The organism is Streptomyces sp. NRRL S-1022 (genome assembly GCF_000720135.1).
Classification (GTDB): domain Bacteria; phylum Actinomycetota; class Actinomycetes; order Streptomycetales; family Streptomycetaceae; genus Streptomyces.
In genome coordinates, this window is record NZ_JOIU01000006.1 from 182,495 (window position 1) to 201,889 (window position 19,395).

At 76.2% G+C, this 19,395-nt stretch carries 6 protein-coding genes; 5 read left to right on the top strand and 1 reads right to left on the bottom strand.

Features of this window, described 5'->3' with window-relative positions:
• Window positions 1–13 precede the first annotated feature (13 nt).
• Complete coding sequence (locus IG05_RS0108885; RefSeq protein ID WP_051789632.1) at window positions 14–3,337, bottom strand: non-ribosomal peptide synthetase; 3,324 nt, start codon at window positions 3,335–3,337, stop codon at window positions 14–16.
• 177 nt (window positions 3,338–3,514) lie between these two features.
• On the opposite strand from IG05_RS0108885, the gene IG05_RS0108890 reads away from it, so the two are divergent.
• The 5 genes from IG05_RS0108890 to IG05_RS0108910 are packed head-to-tail and all read left to right on the top strand — an operon-like array spanning window position 3,515 to window position 19,148.
• Entirely contained in the window at window positions 3,515–4,984 is a 1,470-nt protein-coding gene (locus tag IG05_RS0108890) for an MFS transporter (protein WP_078893989.1), read from the top strand.
• A 50-nt stretch (window positions 4,985–5,034) separates the two neighbouring features.
• Window positions 5,035–5,811: a thioesterase II family protein gene (locus IG05_RS0108895; protein ID WP_063760070.1), complete on the top strand. Its 777-nt coding sequence runs from the start codon at window positions 5,035–5,037 to the stop codon at window positions 5,809–5,811.
• Window positions 5,804–9,211, top strand: a complete 3,408-nt coding sequence (locus tag IG05_RS0108900; RefSeq protein ID WP_051789640.1) for a non-ribosomal peptide synthetase — start codon at window positions 5,804–5,806, stop codon at window positions 9,209–9,211. The genes IG05_RS0108895 and IG05_RS0108900 overlap by 8 nt, the downstream gene beginning before the upstream one ends.
• Complete coding sequence (locus IG05_RS43615) at window positions 9,208–13,785, top strand: non-ribosomal peptide synthetase (RefSeq protein WP_051789643.1); 4,578 nt, start codon at window positions 9,208–9,210, stop codon at window positions 13,783–13,785. The genes IG05_RS0108900 and IG05_RS43615 overlap by 4 nt, the downstream gene beginning before the upstream one ends.
• Complete coding sequence (locus tag IG05_RS0108910) at window positions 13,782–19,148, top strand: non-ribosomal peptide synthetase (RefSeq protein ID WP_051789646.1); 5,367 nt, start codon at window positions 13,782–13,784, stop codon at window positions 19,146–19,148. Before IG05_RS43615 ends, IG05_RS0108910 begins: the two co-directional genes overlap by 4 nt.
• Window positions 19,149–19,395: the final 247 nt, after the last annotated feature.

The following is a 19,395-nucleotide window of genomic DNA, read 5'->3' on the forward strand; positions in this document are numbered from 1 at the left end:
GGGGCAAGACGGTTCACTCGTCGGTCAGTTCGGCCAGCAGGGAGTCGAGTTCCGACTCCTCCAGGGCGGCGGCCTGCAAGGTGAGGATCTGCTCCGCCAGCCCGGCGACGGTCGGCGCCTCGAAGAACCCGCGCAGCGAGACGTCCACCGCGAACTCCGTGCGCAGCCGCGTCACGAGCTGTGTGGCCAGCAGGGAGTGGCCCCCGAGGGCGAAGAAGTCGTCGTGCACGCCGATGCCGTCCCGGTGGAGCAACTCGGCGCAGACGGCGGCGATCCGCGCCTCCATCGGGGTGCGCGGGGGCTCGGCCGGAGCGGCCGGGACATCGTGGCGCGGCGCGGGCAGCGCGGCCCGGTCCACCTTGCCGTTGGCGGTCAGGGGCAGCTCGTCGAGGACGACGACGGCGGAGGGCACCATGTAGGCGGGCAGCCGGTCCCGGACGAAGGAGCGCAGCTCCGCCGGGTCGGCCGGGGCACCGCCGGCGTGCGCGGCCCGCGCGGCGTAGCCCACGAGCCGCTTGTCGCCCGGCCTGTCCTCGCGGACCACGGCCACGGCGGCGGACACCGCCGGATGGTCGGCCAACGCGGCCTCCACCTCGCCCGGTTCGATCCGGAAGCCGCGCAGTTTCACCTGGTTGTCGACGCGGCCGATGAAGTCGAGGCTGCCGTCGGGCCGGTGGCGGGCGAGATCGCCGGTGCGGTACATGCGCGCCCCCGGCACCGCGCTGAACGGGTCGGGGACGAAGCGGGCGGCGGTGCGCGCCGGCTCGTGCAGATAGCCGCGGGCGAGCCCCGCCCCGCCGAGGTACAGCTCGCCGGGCACTCCCGCCGGCACGGGACGCAGATGGCGGTCGAGGAGGTAGACGCGGGTGTTGTCCAGGGGTCTGCCGATCGGCAGACCGGAGCCGCCTCCGGTGGCCCCCCTGGTGTCCCCGGGGTCCCGGCCCGCCACGAGGTGCACGGTGGACGTGCAGGTCACCTCGGTCAGGCCGTAGACGTGCAGCAGCGGGACCCCGAGTTCGCGCCAGGCCGCCAGCCGGTCCGCGAGCACCCGCTCCCCGCCCATCGCGACCAGCCGCAGCGACGGCGGCAGGCTCCGGCGGGTCGCGGTGAGGTCGTCCACCCACGTGTGCCAGTACGCCGTGGTGAGTTCCAGGCAGGTGATGCGGTGGGACTCCACGAACCGGGTGAGGTCCGTCCCCGTGGCGAGGAGTGGCCGGCCGGGCATCACCACGGTCGCTCCCGCGGCCAGCGCCGGGAACACCTCTTCCAGCAGGACGTCGAAGCCGATCGAGGCCAGTTGCAGGAAGCGGTCGCCGCCGGTCAGCCGTAAACCTTCGACCATGGCGCGAGTGTAGTTGGCCAGTGCGCCGTGCGTGACGGCGACTCCCTTGGGGGTCCCCGTGCTGCCGGACGTGTAGAACACACAGGCCAGGCCCTGCGGGTCGGCTGCGGGCAGGTCCCGGGGCGCGGCGGGCCGGTCGTCCGGCCACGCGCCCAGGATCCGCAGGGACGGTCCGGCCACCACGCCGTCGAGCGCCCGGGCCGAGGGGGCGTCGGCGAGGACCAAGCGGATCCGTGCGTGGTCCAGCACGCCGCGCAGCCGGGCCGGCGGGTATCCCGGGTCCAGGGGCAGGAAGGCACCGCCCGCCTTGAGCACGGCCAGCATGGCCACCACCAGCTCCGCGGTGGGCTCGGTGACCAGGGCCACGACGGACTCCGGACCGACTCCCTCCGCGGCCAGCCGCAGGGCGAGTTCCCCGGCCTGCGCGTCGAGTGCGGCGTAGTCGAGCCGGCGGGTGCCGTCCTCGACGGCGACGAGCGCGGGGGTGCGCCGGGCCCGTTCGGCGATCTGCTCGTGCACGGTGGTGGCGGGCAGCGGACGGCCGGTGTCGTTCCAGTCCGTCAGCACCCGCCGGCGCTCGGCGGCGTCCAGCAGGTCCACGCCGGACAGCGGCCGCAGCGGATCCGCGCTCACCTGCTCCAGCACCCGGAGGTAGCACCGGGCGAAGCCGGCCACGGTCGACTCGTCGAACAGGTCAGCGTCGTACTCGAAGCGCGCCGACAGCCGGTCGCCGTCCTGGGCCAGGGTGCACACGAGGTCGGTGAGCGGGGCGACACCGCGGTCGGTGACCAGCGGCGTGATCCGCAGGCCGCCCAGGTCGAGCGTCGCCACGGGCGCGTCCTGGAAGGTGAACATGGCCTGGAAGACCGGGGTGCGGGTCAGGTCCCGCTCGCCCGACACCGCCTCCACCACGCGTTCGAACGGCACGTCCTGGTGGCCGAGCGCGCCCAGCAGCCCGGTTCGCACGGCACCGAGCACCTCGGCGAAGGAGGGGTCCCCCGACAGGTCGGCGCGGATGGCGAGGGTGTTGACGAAGCAGCCCACCATCTCTTCCAGCTCGATCCGCGAGCGGCCGGCGACGGGCGTGCCGACGACCACGTCGTCCTGGCCCGCCAGCTTGCCCAGCGTGAGGTGGAAGGCGGCGAGGGCGACGGTGAACAGCGTGACGTCGCGCTCCGCCGCCAGCCTGCGCAGGGCGGTGGTGAGCGGGGCGTCCAGACCGGTGGTGAACCGCCCGTACCGCGGCGGCCCGCCGGCGCCGCGCGGACGGTCGGTCGGCAGGTCGAGCGTCGTCAGGTCCGCCAGGCGTGCCCGCCAGAAGGCCAGTTGCCCGTCGAACGCCCCCGCCTCCCACTGGGCCTGCTGCCAGGCCGCGTAGTCGGCGTACCGCAGCGGCAGGGCGGGCGGTCGCGCCGGGTCCGGGGCGGGACCGGCGTAGTGCAGGGCCAGTTCGCCCAGCAGCAGGTCGACGGACCAGCCGTCGACGGCGATGTGGTGCATCGTCGCCACCAGGGCGTGGTCCTCGTCGCCGAGCCGGACCAGCAGCCAGCGCACCGGTACGTCCCGCGCCAGGTCGAAGACCCGCTCCGACTCGGTGTCCACGAGGTCGCGCAGCGCCTGTTCCCGTGCCCCGCCGGCGGGCAGCCCCGACAGGTCCACCACGGGCAGGTCCGCCCGCGCCGGCTCGCGCACCCGGGGGACCGGCCGGTCCCCGGCCAGGGGGTACACGGTGCGCAGCACGTCATGGCGGGCCATCACCCGGTTGACGGCCCGCCGCAGCGCCTCGTGGTCGAGGGGACCGGACAGCCGGACGGACACGGGGACGTTGTAGACGGGCCGGTCCGGCGCCAGGTGCTCGGCGAACCACATGCGCTGCTGGGCGAAGGACAGCACCGGCGCCGTCCCGTCGCCCGCGGGCAGGACCGGCGGCAGCGGGCGGGGCGGAAAGGCGCCGTCCCCCGTGCCGGGGACGCGGGGCTCCGGCCGGTACGTCATGACGCGTGCCCGCCCGCGGCGGCGGCCGGCCGCCCCGCTCCCGCTCCACGCCTTCGCACCGGGGCCTCCGGATGCCCCGGCACCGGCCGCGGTGATCCCACGGGTCCCGAGAGTCCCGTGGATCCCGTCGGTGCCGGGGGGCCTCCGTGCACGCCACACGCCACAGTCCGCAAGGTCATGGACCGACTCTGGCAGGGCGACACCGGCCCGCCAATCGGGAGTTCTCCTGACTGGCCCGGCCCGCCCCCGGGCCGGAAGCTGCTCGGTGACCGGTCGGACGAGGGAGGGCTGCGGCACGTGCGGCACACCCGGCCCCCGGACGAGGGAGGGCTGCGGCACGTGCGGCACACCCGGCCCCAGGCGCGGCGAGCCCGGTTCCGCGGGCGCAGCCGCCCCGGCGAACGCGACTTCCGGCGGCTGTGGGCCGGCGACGCCGTCTCCCAGCTCGGCTCCCAGATCACCCTGTTCGCGCTGCCCTACACGGCCGTGTCCGTACTGCACGCCCCGGGGGACCAGCTCGGCCTGCTGCAGGCCCTGTACACGCTCCCGTTCCTGCTGGTGCCGCTGCCCGCCGGACTGTGGCTGGACCACCGGCCGCTGCGCGGCGTACTGATCACCGTCAACATCGTCTGCGCCCTGCTCGTGCTGTCCGTGCCGCTGGCCGCCGCGGCCGGAACCCTCCGTCTCGCCCAGCTCCACCTGGTCGCGGCCCTCGGCGGCGCGGCCACCGTGACCTCGGAGATCGCGATGTTCGCGCTGCTACCGAAGCTCGTCACCGCCGAACGGCTGGCCTCGGCCAACAGCAGGCTCAACGCGGGTCTCGCGGTCGCCGTCACCTCGGGGCCCGGCATCGCGGTCTGGCTCACCACCCGGTTCGGCGCCCCTGACGCCCTGCTGGCCGACTGCCTGACCTACCTGTTCTGCGCCGCCGCGCTCGGCCGGATCACCCACCGCCAGCGGTCCCGCCCGATGCCGCGGCCCGGAGGCCGGCTGCGCGGAGAACTCACCGCCGGGCTGCGCGTCGTCCTCGGCTATCCGCCGCTGCGCCGCATCGCCGTCCACGCCGCGCTGTTCAACGCCTGTGCCCAGGCGGTCAACGTCGCCCTCGTCGTCCACCTGGTCCGCGACCAGCACCTGGGCGGCCTCTACGGCCTGGTCCTCGTCGGGGGCGGACTCGGCGGCACGGCCGGCACGCTCCTCGCCCCGCCGCTGATCCGCCGGCTCGGCCACGGCCGGGCGGCGCTGACCGCGGCCGCGGTCGCGGCGCCCGCCTTCTGGCTCGTCCCCGCGGCGGCCGGCAGCCGCGCCACCGTGGTGGCGCTGTGCTCGGCGGGCCTGTTCGCCGGTTCGGCGGGCGCCGGCGCACTGAGCGTGGTGAGCACGACCGTCCGCCATCTGGCCAGCCCGCCCGCGCTGCACGCCCGGGTGAGCGCCGCTTTCCGGCTGGTCACGTTCGCCCTGGTCCCCGTCGGAGCACTGACGGGCGGCCTGCTGGTGGACGGCGTCGGCGCCCGCGCCACCCTGTGGGCCGCCCCCGCCGTGATGGTGGCCGCCCTGCTGCCCCTGCTGACCCTCCCCGTGCGGACCCTGCACCACGTCGAGCGCCAGGACCACCGCGCCGAACCCGGCCTGGCGGCACCGGGGTAAGGGAATGTCCCGACTGTTCCCGCGCCCGGGCGCGCCAACACCCTGGCCCCATGAACTCGTTGCGGCTCTGGTACAGGAGCGATGAGGTCCGGATGTGGCTGCTGTGCCTGCCGCCCGGAGGCGGCGGCGCGCACCAGTTCCGGAGCTGGTCCGACCGGCTTCCGCCGGCCCTGGGCGTCGCCGCCGTGGAACTGCCCGGACACGGTGCCCGGTCCGCCGAGCCACCCCTCACCGACCTCGACGCGCTCTGCGCGCAACTGACCGCCGACGTCCTGCCGTTGCTGGGCCGGCCCGTGGTGCTCTACGGCCACAGCATGGGCGCGGTCATCGCCCACGACCTCGCCCAGGTGCTGCGCGCCGAGCGCGGCTGGCGGCCCGCCGCCCTGGTCGCCGCCGCCGGCGACCCGCCGGACCGGCCGCTGCCCGCCGCCCTGGACACCGTGTCCGACGCGGACCTGACCGGCCTGCTGCGGGCCTGGGGCGGCGCCACCGCCGAGCTCCTCGACGATCCGCGCTACCTCGCCGAGACACTGCCCCTGGTGCGCGCCGACCTCGCCCTGGTCGCCGGACGCACCCCGCGCGACCTGCCGCCGCTCGACTGCCCCGTCCACGTCTACCTCGGCGCGCGGGACACCACCGTCGACGCGGACCCGGCCGTCGCGGGCTGGGCCGGCCGCACCACGGGGGGCCACACCGTGCGGACCTTCCCCGGCGGCCACTTCTTTCCCCAGCAGTCGCAGGACGAGTTGCTCACCGCCCTGGTCGAGGACGCCGACGCGGCCGTGGGCGGCCGGCTGCTCGCGGCAGAAGGAGTGGCACATGGCTGACCCCCGCAGCACCACGGACGACCCCAGGGAGCGCGCGGGCGCCCTGTCGGCCGAACGCCGCGCCCTGCTCACCCTGGAACTGGCCCGGCGCCGCACCGCGGCCAACCGCCCGGTACGCCGCCCCCGTCCGGGCCCCGGGACCCGGTTCCCGCTCTCCTACGCGCAGGAACGGCTGTGGTTCCTCGACCAGGCGGACCCCGGGAGCACCGCGTACGTCATGCCGGGCGGGATGCGGCTGCGCGGACCGCTGGACACGGCGGCGCTGGGCCGGGCGCTCACCGAGATCGTGCGCCGCCACGAGGCGCTGCGGACCACGTTCCCGGCCGAGGGCGGGAAACCCGAACAGCGCGTCGGGCCGCCCCGCCCGGTGCCCCTGCCCGTCACCGAACTCGGCACGGCCGCCCCCCAGGACCGGGAGGCCGCCGTCGCCGAGTGCTGCCGCGCCGAAGCCGCCCGGCCCTTCGACCTGACCCGCGACCTGATGCTGCGCGCCCGGCTGCTGCGCCTGGCCGACGACGACCACGTGCTGCTGCTGAGCCTGCACCACATCGCCGCGGACGGCTGGACACTGGACGTCCTCCAGCACGAGATCGGGGTGCTGTACGACGCCTTCCGGCACGGCACGCCGCACGGGCTGCCCGAACCGGACGTGCAGTACGCCGACTACGCCGTCTGGCAGCGCGCCTGGCTCGACCAGGGGCTGCTGGAGGAACAGCTCGCCTACTGGCGGGAACGGCTCAAGGACGCGCCCGTGCTGGAGCTGCCCGCCGACCTGCCCGGCGCCGCTGAGCGGACCTGGCGGGGCGCGTCGGTGCCGTTCACCGTGCCCGCCGGGCTGTGGCGGCAGGTGGGCGAGCTGGCCGGGCGGACGGGCGTCACCCCGTACATGGTCCTGGTCGCCGCGTTCGCCGTCGTCCTGTCCCGGTGGAGCGGACAGCGGGACCTGGTGATCGGCTCGCCCGTGGCGGGCCGCAGCCACCCCGAACTGGAGCGGCTCGCCGGGTTCTTCGTCAACACGCTGCCGCTGCGCGTGGACCTCTTCGGCGCCCCGTCCTTCGCCACACTGCTCGAACAGGTGCGGGTGACCTGCACCGACGCCTACACCCACCAGGAAGTGCCGTTCGGCAAACTGGTCCAGGCGCTCGCCCCGGACCGCTCCCAGGGCCCCGTCCCGCTGGTCCAGGTGATGCTGGCGCTGCGCGACACACCCGCCGAGGAGGTGGCGCTCGACGGCATCGAGGCCGAACAGCTCGACGTGGTGCTCACCGGCCGGTCCAGCAAGTTCGACCTCGTCCTCGACCTCGTCGCCGCCCGGGACGGACGGCTGCGCGGCCGGGTGGAGTTCAGCACCGACCTGTTCACGGACGCCACGGCCGACGCCGTCGGGCAGGCCTTCGTGCAGGTGCTGACGGCGGCCACCCGGGAACCCGAGCTGCCCGTGGACCGGCTGCCGCTGCTCTCCCCGGAGGAACGCGAGCGCGTCCTGTACGAGCTGTCCGGCGACGGTGACGCGAGCGCCGCCGACACCGCCGGCTGCCTGCACCGCCTCATCGACCGCACGGCCGAGCGGCACCCGGACGCCCCCGCGGTGGTGTGCGGCGAGGCCGGCCTCACCTACCGGGACCTGGTCGAACGCGCCAACGCGCTCGCGCACGTCCTGCGCGGCCTCGGCGCCGGCCCGGAACAGCTGGTGGGCGTCTGCCTGCCGAAGTCCGCGGACATGGTCGTCGCCCTGCTCGCCATCCTCAAGGCGGGCGCGGGCTACATGCCGCTCGACCCCCGCTACCCGCGGCAGCGCGTCGAGTTGATGGTCCGCGACTCGGGAGTGCCCGTCGTCGTCACCGACGCGGCCGTCGCCGCGAGCGGCCTGCTCGACCCGCCCGCCGGCGGCACCGGCCCCCGGCTGGTCCTGACCGAGGAGGCCACCGGGCGGCGGGCCGACCCGCCGGCCGACCTCGCCGCCGAACGCACCCTCGCCTACGTCATCTACACCTCCGGCTCCACCGGCGTGCCCAAGGGATCCGCCAACGAGCACGGCGGCGTCGTCAACACGCTCCTCGGCCTCAACCGCTGCCTCGGCCTGGACGCCTCCGACCGGATGCTGGCGATCTCCTCGCTGAACTACGACATGTCCGTGTACGAGATCTTCGGCCCGCTGCTGGCCGGCGGCTGTGTCGTCGTCCCCCGGGACGACGACGTCACCGACCCCGAGCGGCTGCGCCGGCTGCTCGGGGACGCGGCCGTGACCGCGTGGAGCAGCGCGCCCGCCCTGCTGGAGATGCTGGTGGCCCACGCCCGCGGGCACGGCGGCCTGCCGGGCAGCGCGCTGCGACTGGCCGTGCTCGGCGGCGACCGGCCCGCGCCGACCCTCGCCGACCGGCTGGCCGGCCTGGTCCCCGGCGTCCGCCTGTACAACCTGGCGGGCATGACCGAGACGTCGTACTGCACCCTCTACCACCTGGTGCGCCGGCCCGAACCGGTCCCGGGCAGCATCCCGTGGGGCAGGCCGCTGCCCAACCAGCGGGTCTACGTCCTCGACGCCCACGGCGAACCGGTCCCGGCCGGTGTGCGCGGCGAACTGTTCGTCGGCGGCGCCGCCGTACGCCGCGGCTACTGGCGCCGGCCGGACCTGACCGCGCAGCGGTTCGTCCCCGACCCGTTCGGCGCCGTACCGGGCGGGCGGCTGTACCGCACCGGTGACGCGGCCCGCTGGCGCGCGACCGGCGAGCTGGAGTTCCTCGGTCGCCTGGACCACCAGGTGAAACTGCGCGGCCTGCGCATCGAGCCCGGCGAGATCGAGGTCGCGCTCGCGGCCCACCCGGACGTGGAACGCGGTGTGGTGCTGATGCGCGGCGAGGACCTGGACCAGCGCCTGGTCGCCTACCTCACCGCCTGCGGACCGCTGCCGCCCAGCTCCGGCGAGCTGCGCCGCTTCCTGCGAGAGCGGCTGCCGGAGCACATGGTGCCGTCGGCGTTCGTCCTGCTGGACCGGCTGCCGCTGCTGCCCAGCGGCAAGCTCGACCGCTCCGCGCTCCCGGACGCCGCCCCGGTCCGCTCCGAGGCCGTCGCCTACGTCGAGCCGGCCGGGCCGCTGGAGGAGGTCCTGGCCGGCGTCTGGGCCGACGTACTGAAGGTGGACCGGGTCGGGGCGGGCGACGACTTCTTCGAACTGGGCGGCCACTCCCTGCTGGTGACCCAGGCGGTCTCCCGGATCCGCGACCTGTTCCGGGTGGACCTGTCCATCCGCGGCTTCCTGGCCGCCAGCACCCTGCCGGCCCTCGCCGCCCACCTGCGGGTGACGGCCGGGGCGCAGGGTGTGGACGCCGACCGCGTCGCCCGGCTGGTGCTCCAGGTGGGCGCCATGTCCGAGGAACAGGTGAAAAGGAGCCTGGCCGAATGAGCGCCCGCCTCACCGCCGACCAGCGCAGGCTGCTGGAGCGACTCCTCGACGAACAGGCCGGACAGGCCGGGCAACCGCGCCGGGCCGCGCCCGCACCGGGCGCCGCCGACCGGAAACGCGCCGAGCTGTCCTTCGCCCAGCAGCGGATCTGGTTCTTCGACCGGGTCCGGCCGGGCTCGTCGCTCTACACCATCACCGGCGTCGCACGGCTGCGCGGAGCGCTCGACATCCCCGTGCTGCGCCGCGCCCTGGACGAGGTGCTGCGCCGGCACGAGTCGCTGCGCACCACCTTCCCCGGCGAGCACGAACCCTGGGCGCGCGTCGACGAGGCCGGGCCCGTCGACCTGCCCGAGACGGACCTGTCCGCGCTGCCGGAGCAGCGGCGCGCCGAGGCCGTTCGGGAGCACCTCGCCGCGGAGGCCGCCCGCCCGTTCGACCTGGCCCGCGACCGGATGCTGCGCTGCGCGCTGCTGCGGCTCGCCCCCGACGAACACCTCCTGCAGCTGTCCATGCACCACATCGCCGCCGACGGCTGGTCCCTCGGGGTCCTCATCGGCGAACTCGGCGCACTGTACGCGGCGTTCCGGCAGGGCCGGCCCTCACCGCTGCCCGAACTGAGCGTGCAGTACGCCGACTACGCCCGCTGGCAGCGGGAGCTGACCGAGCGGCCCCGCCACGCCGAGCTGCTGGAGAAGTGGACGGACCGGCTCGCCGGGGCCGCCCCGCTCGACCTGGTGACCGACCGGCCGAGGCGGAAGGAGGAGTCGTACGCGGGCGGCTGGGCCGGCCTGGAGCTGCCCCCCGGCCTCGTGACCCGGATCAAGCGGCTCGCCGACCAGGAACGCGCCACGCCCTTCATGGTGCTGTCGGCGGCGTTCGCCGCGCTGCTCGCCCGCTGGGCCGGCCGGGCCGAGGACGTCCTGCTGGGCTGCGCGGTGGCCGGCCGCGACCGCACCGAGATCGAGCCGCTCATCGGCTTCTTCGTCAACACCCTGCCCCTGCGGCTGGACTTGAGCGGTGACCCGTCGCTGCGCACGCTCGTGGGCCGGGCCAGGGAAGGCTGCACCGATCTCTACGCCTGGCAGGAGGTCCCGTTCGAGCGGATCGTGCAGGCGCTGCGGCCCGAGCGGGACCCGGGAGCGCGCGTGCCGCTGGTCCGGCACATGCTGGTCCTGCACAACACCCCCCGCCCCCGCCTCGAACTCCCGGGCCTCGACGTGACCGTCCTGCCGGTGCAGACCGGCACCGCCAAGTTCGAACTGGAGGTGGAGCTGGCCCCCACCCCGGACGGCGGCCTCACCGGCTGGATCGAGTACGCCCGGGAACTGTTCGACGAGTCCACCGCCACCCGGCTCGCCCGGGGGCTGCGGCTGCTGCTGACCGACGGCACGGCCCGGCCGGACACCCCTGTGCGGGAGCTGGACGTCCTCGGCGACGCGGACCGCGACCTGGTCGCGCGGTACGCGCGCCGCGCACCGGCGCACGACGTGGCCGGGCAGAGCCTGCCACTGCTGTTCGAACGCACGGTGGACGAGCGGCCCTCGGCCACCGCCGTGGTGCACGACGGCGTGGGCGTCGGCTACGCCGAACTCGACCGCCGTGCCAACCGCATCGCCCACGGCCTGCGCGCGCGGGGCGTGGGCCCCGAGGACGTGGTCGGGATCGCCCTGCCGCGGTCGGCGGACGCGATCGCCGCGATGCTCGGGGCGCTCAAGGCGGGCGCGGCCTTCCTCCCGCTGGACCCCGCGCTGCCCCCGCTGCGCCTGGCCCGGCTCGCCGCCGACGCGGCGGTCCACACGGTGCTCACCGAGTCCGACGCGACGGCCCGCCGGCTGGTGGCCGCCGCACAGGAGGACGGGACGACGGCGGCGCCGCCCGTGCTGAGCGTGACGGACGACGCGGTCCGGCACGCCCCGCACACCCGGCCCGGCGTCACCGTCTCGCCGCACCACAGCGCCTACGTCCTCTACACCTCCGGATCGACCGGGCGGCCGAAGGGCGCCGTGAACGAGCACGCGGCCGTCGTCAACCGGATCCTGTGGATGCAGGCGGAGTACCGGCTGCGGCCCGACGAGGCGGTGCTGCACAAGACCCCCCTCGGCTTCGACGTGTCCGTCTGGGAGTGGCTCTGGCCGCTCGCCGTGGGCGCCCGCGTCGTGGTCGCCGACGCGGACGGGCGCCGCGACCCCGCGGTCATCGCCGGGCTGATCCGCGACCACGCCGTGACCACCTGCCACTTCGTCCCCTCCATGCTGCGGATCTTCCTGGACGACCCCGCGGCGGCCGGCTGCGCCGGATCCCTGCGCCGGATCGTGTGCAGCGGAGAGGCCCTGCCGCCCGCCCTGGCGGCCCGCGTCCGGGAGGCGCTGCCCGGGGTGGCGCTGCACAACCTGTACGGCCCGACCGAGGCGGCCATCGACGTGACCGCGTGGACCGTACCCGAGGACCTGGACGCCGAGGCGTGGGCCCGGCTGCCGATCGGCACGCCGATCGCGGGCGCGCGGGCCCACGTCCTGGACGAGCGGATGCGTCCCGTGCCGCCGGGCATGCCCGGCGAACTGTTCCTCGGCGGGCTCCCCGTGGGCCGCGGGTACCGCGGACGTCCCGGGCTCACCGCGCAGCGCTTCCTGCCCGACCCCTTCGCACCCGGCCGGCGCCTGTACCGCACCGGGGACCGGGCCCGCTGGCTGCCCGACGGCACCCTCGACTTCCTCGGCCGGCTCGACTCCCAGCTCAAGATCCGCGGCCAGCGCATCGAGCCCGGCGAGATCGAGGCGGTGCTCGGCGCCCACCCGGCCGTCGAGCGGGCGGCGGTCGAGCCGTACCGGGACGCGGCCGGCGACCTCCAGCTCGCCGCCTACGTCGGCCTGCGCGCGGACGCGGCGGGCCCGCGCGAGGACGAGGCCGCCGAGCACGCCGAGCACGTCGACCGGTGGCGCACCGTCTTCGACGAGACCTACCGGGGCTCCCGGCCCGAGGACCCCGCCTTCGACACCGTCGGCTGGGTGGACTCGGCCACCGGTGAACCCATCCCCGACGCCGAGATGCGGACCTGGGTCGAGGAGACCGTCGCCCGGATCTGCGCCCTGCGGCCACGCCGGGTGCTGGAGATCGGCTGCGGCACCGGCCTGCTGCTGTTCCGCATCGCCCCCCACTGCGCGCTCTACCACGGCACCGACGTCTCCGCCGAGGTCGTCGGCCGGCTGCGCCGCCACACCGAGCGGCTCGACGGCACCCGCGTGGAGCTGTCCCACCGGGCCGCCGACGACTTCTCCGGCCTGCCCGCGGGCGGCTTCGACACGGTGGTCCTCAACTCGGTCGTCCAGTACTTCCCCGACGCGGACTACCTGGTGCGCGTGATACGCGGCGCGCTGTCGCTGCTCGCCCCGGGCGGCCGCCTGTTCCTCGGGGACGTACGCGACCTCCGGCTGCTCGACGCGCTGCACACCTCGGTCCTGCTGCACCGGCTGCCGCCCGACACACCCGTGCGCACCCTGCGCCGGCTGGTCGCCCGGCAGGCCGCACGCGAGGAGGAACTCCTCGTGCACCCCGCCCTGTTCGAGGCGGTCGCCGGCCCCGGTGCCACGGTCGGCGTCCTCGCCAAGACCTCGCCGTACCGCAACGAACTGACCCGCTTCCGCTACGACGTGATCATCACCCCCCGCCCCGCCGGGGCACCCTCCGCCCCGCCCGCCGGCTGGCGGCCCTGGCCGGGACCGGCCGCGCTGCCCGGCGACCGCGAGCCGGACCCCTTCGGCTGGCGCGGGGTGCCCGACGCCCGGCTGGGCGCGGACCTGCGCGCGGTCCGCGCGCTGGCCACGGCCGGCGACGACGAGACCGTGGACGACCTGCGCCGCACGCTGGCCGCCACCCCCGAGGGTCCGGCCGCCGACCCGGCCGCCCTCGCCGAACACGCCCACGCGGCCGGCCGCACGATGGTGCCGCACCTCGGAGCCGTACCCGGCACCCTGGACCTGGAGTTCCCGGACCCCGCCGCGACGCCGGCCGCCCCCGCCCGGCTCCCCGGCCCCGACGAGAGCCCCGGCACCTGGTCCGCGTACACCAACGAGCCGCGGCGCGCGGCCCGCGAACGCCTGGCCGTCGCCGCCCTGCGCGAGCACCTGGCCGGGACGCTGCCCGACTTCATGGTGCCGGCCTCGCTGATCGTGCTGCAGGAGTGGCCGCTCGGACGCACCGGCAAACTGGACCGCTCCGCCCTGCCCGCACCCGACGGGCTGCGCCCGACCCTGGCCACCGGCTTCGTGGCCCCGCGCACCGCCACCGAACGGACGGTGGCACGGGTGTGGTGCGAGGTGCTCGGCGTCGACCGGATCGGTGTCCACGACGACTTCTTCGCCCTCGGCGGCCACTCCCTGCTGGCCGTCCAACTCGTCGGCCGACTCCGTGCCCTGCCCGGCGGCGAGGTGTCCGTGGGCGCCCTGCTGCGGGCGCCCACCGTCGCCGCCGTAGCCGCCCTCCTGGACCGGGCGGCGGACACGGCGGCGAAACCGGTGCCCATCCAGCGCGCCGCGCGCCATCCGATCGGCGAGCCCCGGGCGGAGGAGGGCCGATGAGCACCAGCTTCGTGGAGCTGCTGCGCGAACGGGCCGGGACGGCACCGCACCGCCTGGCCCTGGAGTTCGCGCTCGGCGAGGACACCTACCTGCCCCTGGACCACGCCGGACTCGACCGGCGCGCCCGCGCCGTCGCCGCGCTGGTCCAGGACCACGTCCCCCCGGGCGGCCGGGTCCTGATCGTCCACCAGCCCGGGCCCGACTACGTCGGCGCCTTCCTCGGCTGCCTGTACGCCGGAGCGGTGGCCGTGCCGGTCTACCCGCCCACCGGAGCGCGCGGCCGGGACCGGCTGGCCGCCGTGATCGCCGACGCCGGAGCCGAACTCGCCCTGGCCGACCGGGAGTTCCTGGACGGCCCGGCCGACGCCCGGGACGGACTCGGCACGGCCGGCACGGTGCACTGGGCGGCCGGCGACGACGTCGACCCGGCCCGGGCCGAGGACTGGACCGAGCACCGCCCCGCCCCGGACGACCTCGCGTTCCTGCAGTACACCTCCGGCTCCACCGGCCGCCCCAAAGGGGTCATGGTCAGCCACGGCAACCTCGTGCACAACTCGGCCGTCATCGCGCGCGCCCTCGGCCTGACCGAGGACAGCCGGGCCGTCAGCTGGCTGCCGCCTTACCACGACATGGGGCTGATCGGCGGCATCCTGCAACCGCTGCACACCGGCTTCCCCTGCACCCTGCTGTCCCCGCTGGCCTTCATGTACCGTCCGGCACGCTGGCTGCACGAACTGACCCGGACCCGCGCCACCGTCACCGCCGCGCCCGACTTCGCCTACGGTGAGGCGGTCCGCCGGGTCACCCCCGAGGACCGCCGCGCCCTGGACCTGTCGGCGCTGCGGCACGCCCTGGTCGGCGCGGAGCCGGTGCGCGGCGCCACGCTCGACCGGTTCGCCGAGACCTTCGCGGGCACCGGATTCGACCGGTCGGCCTTCGTGCCCTGCTACGGCCTCGCCGAGGCCACCCTCTTCGTCTGCGGCGGCACCCGCCCGTCCGCCGAACCGGCCCGGCTGCGGGTGGAGCGGACCGCGCTGGACGAGGGCCGGGCCGTCGTCGCGCCCGGCGGCCCGCACAGCCGTGAACTCGTCGGCTGCGGCCGCGCCGAGGACGAGGACCTCCTGCTGGTCGTCGACCCCGCCTCGGGCCGCCCGCTGCCCGACGACGAGGTGGGCGAGGTGTGGGTCGGCGGACCCACGGTGGCGCTCGGCTACTGGCAGCGGCCCCGGCAGACCCGCGAGACCTTCGCCGCCCGGGCCGCGGGCCACCCCGGCCGGGTCTTCCTGCGCACCGGGGACCGGGGCTTCCGGCACGACGGGGAACTCTTCCTCACCGGCCGGAACGACGACCTGATGATCGTCCGGGGCCGCAACCACTACGCTCCCGACCTCGAACAGACCGCGGAGGCCGCGCACCCCGCGCTCCAGCCCGCGCGCAGTGCCGCGTTCACCGTGGACGACGACGCCGGGGGCCGGATCGTCCTCGTCCACGAGGTGCGCGGGCGGCTGGACGCCGACGCCGTCTCCCGGATCACCGCCGCGGTCCGGGAGAGCGTGGCCGACGGGCACGGGGTGCGCGTCGACGACGTCGTCCTGGTGCGGCTCGGCGCGATCCCGCGGACCAGCAGCGGCAAGATCCGCCGGGCGGAGTGCCGTACCCGCTGGCTGGCCGGCGACCTCGTACCCGTGGCCGCACCTCCGGCCGCCCCGGCCCCGGCCGCTGCCGTCCCGATCGCCGTAGCCCCGGCCGCCGGCGCCGTCCCGGTCGCCGGCGGGCCGCCGGACGGCCTGCTCCGGCTCGCCGCGGCCGAACTGGGGACGTCACCGGCCGCCCTCGACCCGGATGTGCCGCTGGTCGCCCAGGGCCTGGACTCGCTGCGCGCCGTGCGCCTGCTGGCGGCACTGCGGGAGGAGCACAAGCTCGCCGTGACCCTCGCCGCCCTGCTCGGCGGACTCACCCCGCGCGACCTCGCCGGCCTCCCGCAGCAGGAGCCGGTCCGGCCCGCCGCCGACGGTCCCTGGGGGCCGACCGCCGCGCAGGAACGGATGTGGCTGCTGGACCAGATGGGAGCCGGCGGCGCCTACCACATCGCGGGCGGACTGGACATCACCGGACCGCTGGACGCCGGCGTGTTCCAGGAGTGCCTCACCCACCTCCTCGCCACGACACCCGCACTGCGCTCGGTGTTCCCCGCCGGACCCGACGGCCTGCCCACCGTGGAGGTCCGGCCGCCCGGCGACAGCCACCGGCCGACCGTGATGGACCTGTCCGGGCCGCCGCGGGAACCCGGCCGCGCGGCACGCGCCCGTGACCTCCTCGCCCGGCTCGCCGCCGAACCCTTCGACCTCGCCGCCGGGCCGCTCGTGCGGGTGCTGCTGGTCCGGCTGGGGCCCACCCGGTGGATGCTCGGGCTCGCCGCCCACCACATCGTGCTGGACGGCTGGTCCCTGGGCCTGCTGCTGCGCCGGCTCGCCGACGGCTACCGCCGGCTGACGGCAGGCGGCACCCCGCCGGTTCCGGCGGCCGGCCGGCCCCCCGCGCCCCGCCCCGCCTTCACCGACGCCGACGCCGCGTTCTGGCGGGCCCGGATCGGCACCGCCCGACCGGTCGCCCTGCCCACCGACCGCCCCGCCCCCGCCCTGCCGACCTGGCGCGGGGGAGCGCTGCCGGTCCGCATCGACGCCGGCCTCGCCGGCCGGCTGCGGGCGCTCGCCGCCGAGCGCGGAGCCACCCCGTTCATGGTCCTGATGGCGGCCTTCGGCGTGCTGCTCGGCCGGTGGAGCGGCCAGGACGACCTGGTGGTGGGCACCGTCGTGTCCGGCCGGGGCGGGGGCGAGGACACCGAACACGTGGGCCTGCTGGCCGACACGGTGCCGGTCCGGGTCAGCCTGCGGCCCCCCGGCGAAGGCCCGGCGGACACGGTGGACACGGTGGACTTCACCACCGTCCTCGACCGGGTCCGTGCCGCCTGCCTGGCCGTCCACGGCCACCCGGCGAACGCGTTCCACGACATCGTCCGCGCCCTGGGCGGACAGCCCGACGGCAGCCGCGCCCCCGTCGTCCGCACCCTGCTGGTGCTCCAGAACCTGCCCGTCGAACCCTGGGAGGCGGCGGGTATCCGCGCCGAACCGTTCGAACTCCCCTCACCAGGCGCCCAGTTCGAGCTCTCGGTGCATCTGGGCGAGAGCCCGGACGGTTCGCTGGCGGGCCACGCGGTGTACGCCGCCGACCTCTTCGACGAGGCCACCGTCGCCGGCCTGCTGGACGGCCTGCCGAACCTGCTGGCCGCGGCGCTCGACCGGCCCACGGCCCCCGTCGCCGGCCTGCCGCTGCTGACGGCCGCCGAGACCGAGGAGCGGGTCCGCACCGTCTGCAACGGCGGTCCCGCCGCCCTGGACCACGGCGTCGTGCACCACCTCCTGCGCCGGGCCGCCGGTGACTTCCCGGACGTCCGGGCCGTGGTCTGGGACGAAGGGGTGCTCACCTACCGCGAGCTGATGTCCCGCGTGCACGCGCTGGCCGCCCGGCTCGGCGCGCTCGGCACGGGCCCGGACCAGCCGGTCGCCGTCTGCCTGCCCCGCTCCCCGGAACTGGTCGTCGCGGTGTGCGCGGTGCTCGTCGCCGGCGGCGCCTACGTGCCGCTCGACCCCTCCCACCCGCCGGCCCGGCTCGCCCGGCAGGTCACCGGCACCTCCGCCCGGGTTCTGATCGGCACACAGGAGACGGCGCGACGCGTGCTGTCCGGGCTCGACGGCACCGCCACCGCACCGGCCGTGCTCGACGCCGTACCCGCCGCCGGGCCCACCGCCGGGCCGGCCACGGCCCCGGACCCGCCGCACCCTGCACCGCCGCACCCCGAACCGCTGGTACACCCCGCACACCTGGCCAACATCCTGCACACCTCGGGCTCCACCGGCGAACCCAAGGCCGTCATGACCACGCACGCCGCCCTCGCCAACCGGCTGGCATGGGTGCACCAGGAGTACGGGCTGCGCCCAGGCGAGGCCGTGCTGCACAAGACACCCGTGAGTTTCGACGTAGCCGGCTGGGAACTCCTGGCTCCGCTGACCACCGGCGCCACCGTGGTCCTGGCCCGGCCCGAGGGCCACCGCGACCCCGCCTACCTCGCCCGCCTGATCACCCGGCACGCCGTCACCACCTGCCACTTCGTGCCGTCCATGCTCGACGCCTTCCTGGCGGAACCCCAGGTGGCGGCCTGCGCGCCCGTGCTGCGCCGGGTGGTGTGCAGCGGCGAGGAACTGCCGCCCGCCCTCGCCGAGCGCTTCGCCCGCGTCCTGCCCGGAGTGGAGCTGCACAACCTGTACGGACCCGCCGAGGCGGCCATCGACGTCACCGCCCACCCGGTCCCGCTGCCCCCGGCCGGCCGGACCCGCCTGCCGATCGGGCGGCCGATCGCCGGCACCGAGGTGTACGTCCTGGACTCCGCCGGACACCTCGCCCCGCCCATGGCGCCGGGCGAGCTGTACATCGGCGGCCTCGCACCGGCCCGCGGCTACCTCGGGCAGCCGGCGCTCACCGCGGAGAAGTTCGTCCCGCACCCCTTCGTCCCCGGTGCCCGGCTGTACCGCACCGGCGACCGCGGGCGCCTCCTGCCCGACGGCAGCCTGGAGTTCCTGGGCCGGACCGACCGGCAGTTCAAGATCCGCGGACAGCGGGTGGAGGCCGCGGAGATCGAGACCGTCCTCGGCCGCCACCCGGCCGTCCGCGCCGCCGTGGTGGCGGCCCGCCCCGGTCCGGACGGCCGGCCCCGTCTGCTGGCCTGGGCGGTGGCCGGCACCGCCGCGTCACCCGGCCCCGACGGCCTGCGCGCCTTCCTGGCCGAACGGCTGCCGCCCGGACTGCTGCCCGACGCCGTGTACCTGCTCGACCGGCTGCCGGTCGGTCCGCACGGCAAACTGGACCCGGCCGCGCTGCCCGAACCCGCGGCCCACGAGCCGGCCGGCCGGCCCGGTGCACCCGCCCGGACCGCCCCCCGGGACGCCGTGGAACGCTCGCTGGCCGTCATCTGGAGCGAGGTGCTCGGCATCGGGGAACCGTCCGTGACCGACGACTTCTTCGCCCTCGGCGGCCACTCGCTGCTGGCCACCCGGCTCGCCGTACGCGTCCGCGCCGACTTCGGGCTGGAACTGCCGGTCGGGGAACTGCTGAGCGGCGGCCCGCTGACCATCGAGCGGCTGGCCGGCCTGATCCAGACCCGGCAGCTGACCCAGACCGACGGCGAGGAGCTGGGCGAAGTCCTGGACTGGCTGGCCGAGTTGTCCGACGAACAGGTCGCGGAACTGCTGGCCGGCCCGGGGCAAGCCCGGCAACTCCCCGACACCGCACCCGACACCGGGACCTGACGGCTGTGCGGGAGCTTCCCGACTCTCGCCCCGCCGTCCCGGATGACATGCTGCCAATCAAGATCACCCGACCTCGTCCCAGGGGGAGTGCCATGTCCGCGTGGGCCCGCCGCACGAGCGGCCCGGGAGGCGCACCCGCCGTGGCACCGCCGACGACCCTTCCGTCCGTGGGCCGCGGCGCCCACGGAGGTCCCGTCCCGCTCCGGGCCGGGAGCCGCGCAGCCGCCGCACCGGAACCGACACACAG

Excerpts from the sequence above, each read along its gene's own strand:
- IG05_RS0108895 (WP_063760070.1), top strand. The coding sequence starts at position 5,035 with ATGAACTCGTTGCGGCTCTGGTACAGGAGCGATGAGGTCCGGATGTGG.
- IG05_RS0108910 (WP_051789646.1), top strand. The coding sequence starts at position 13,782 with ATGAGCACCAGCTTCGTGGAGCTGCTGCGCGAACGGGCCGGGACGGCA.
- IG05_RS0108890 (WP_078893989.1), top strand. The coding sequence starts at position 3,515 with ATGGACCGACTCTGGCAGGGCGACACCGGCCCGCCAATCGGGAGTTCT.
- IG05_RS0108885 (WP_051789632.1), bottom strand. The coding sequence starts at position 3,337 with ATGACGTACCGGCCGGAGCCCCGCGTCCCCGGCACGGGGGACGGCGCC.
- IG05_RS0108900 (WP_051789640.1), top strand. The coding sequence starts at position 5,804 with ATGGCTGACCCCCGCAGCACCACGGACGACCCCAGGGAGCGCGCGGGC.
- IG05_RS43615 (WP_051789643.1), top strand. The coding sequence starts at position 9,208 with ATGAGCGCCCGCCTCACCGCCGACCAGCGCAGGCTGCTGGAGCGACTC.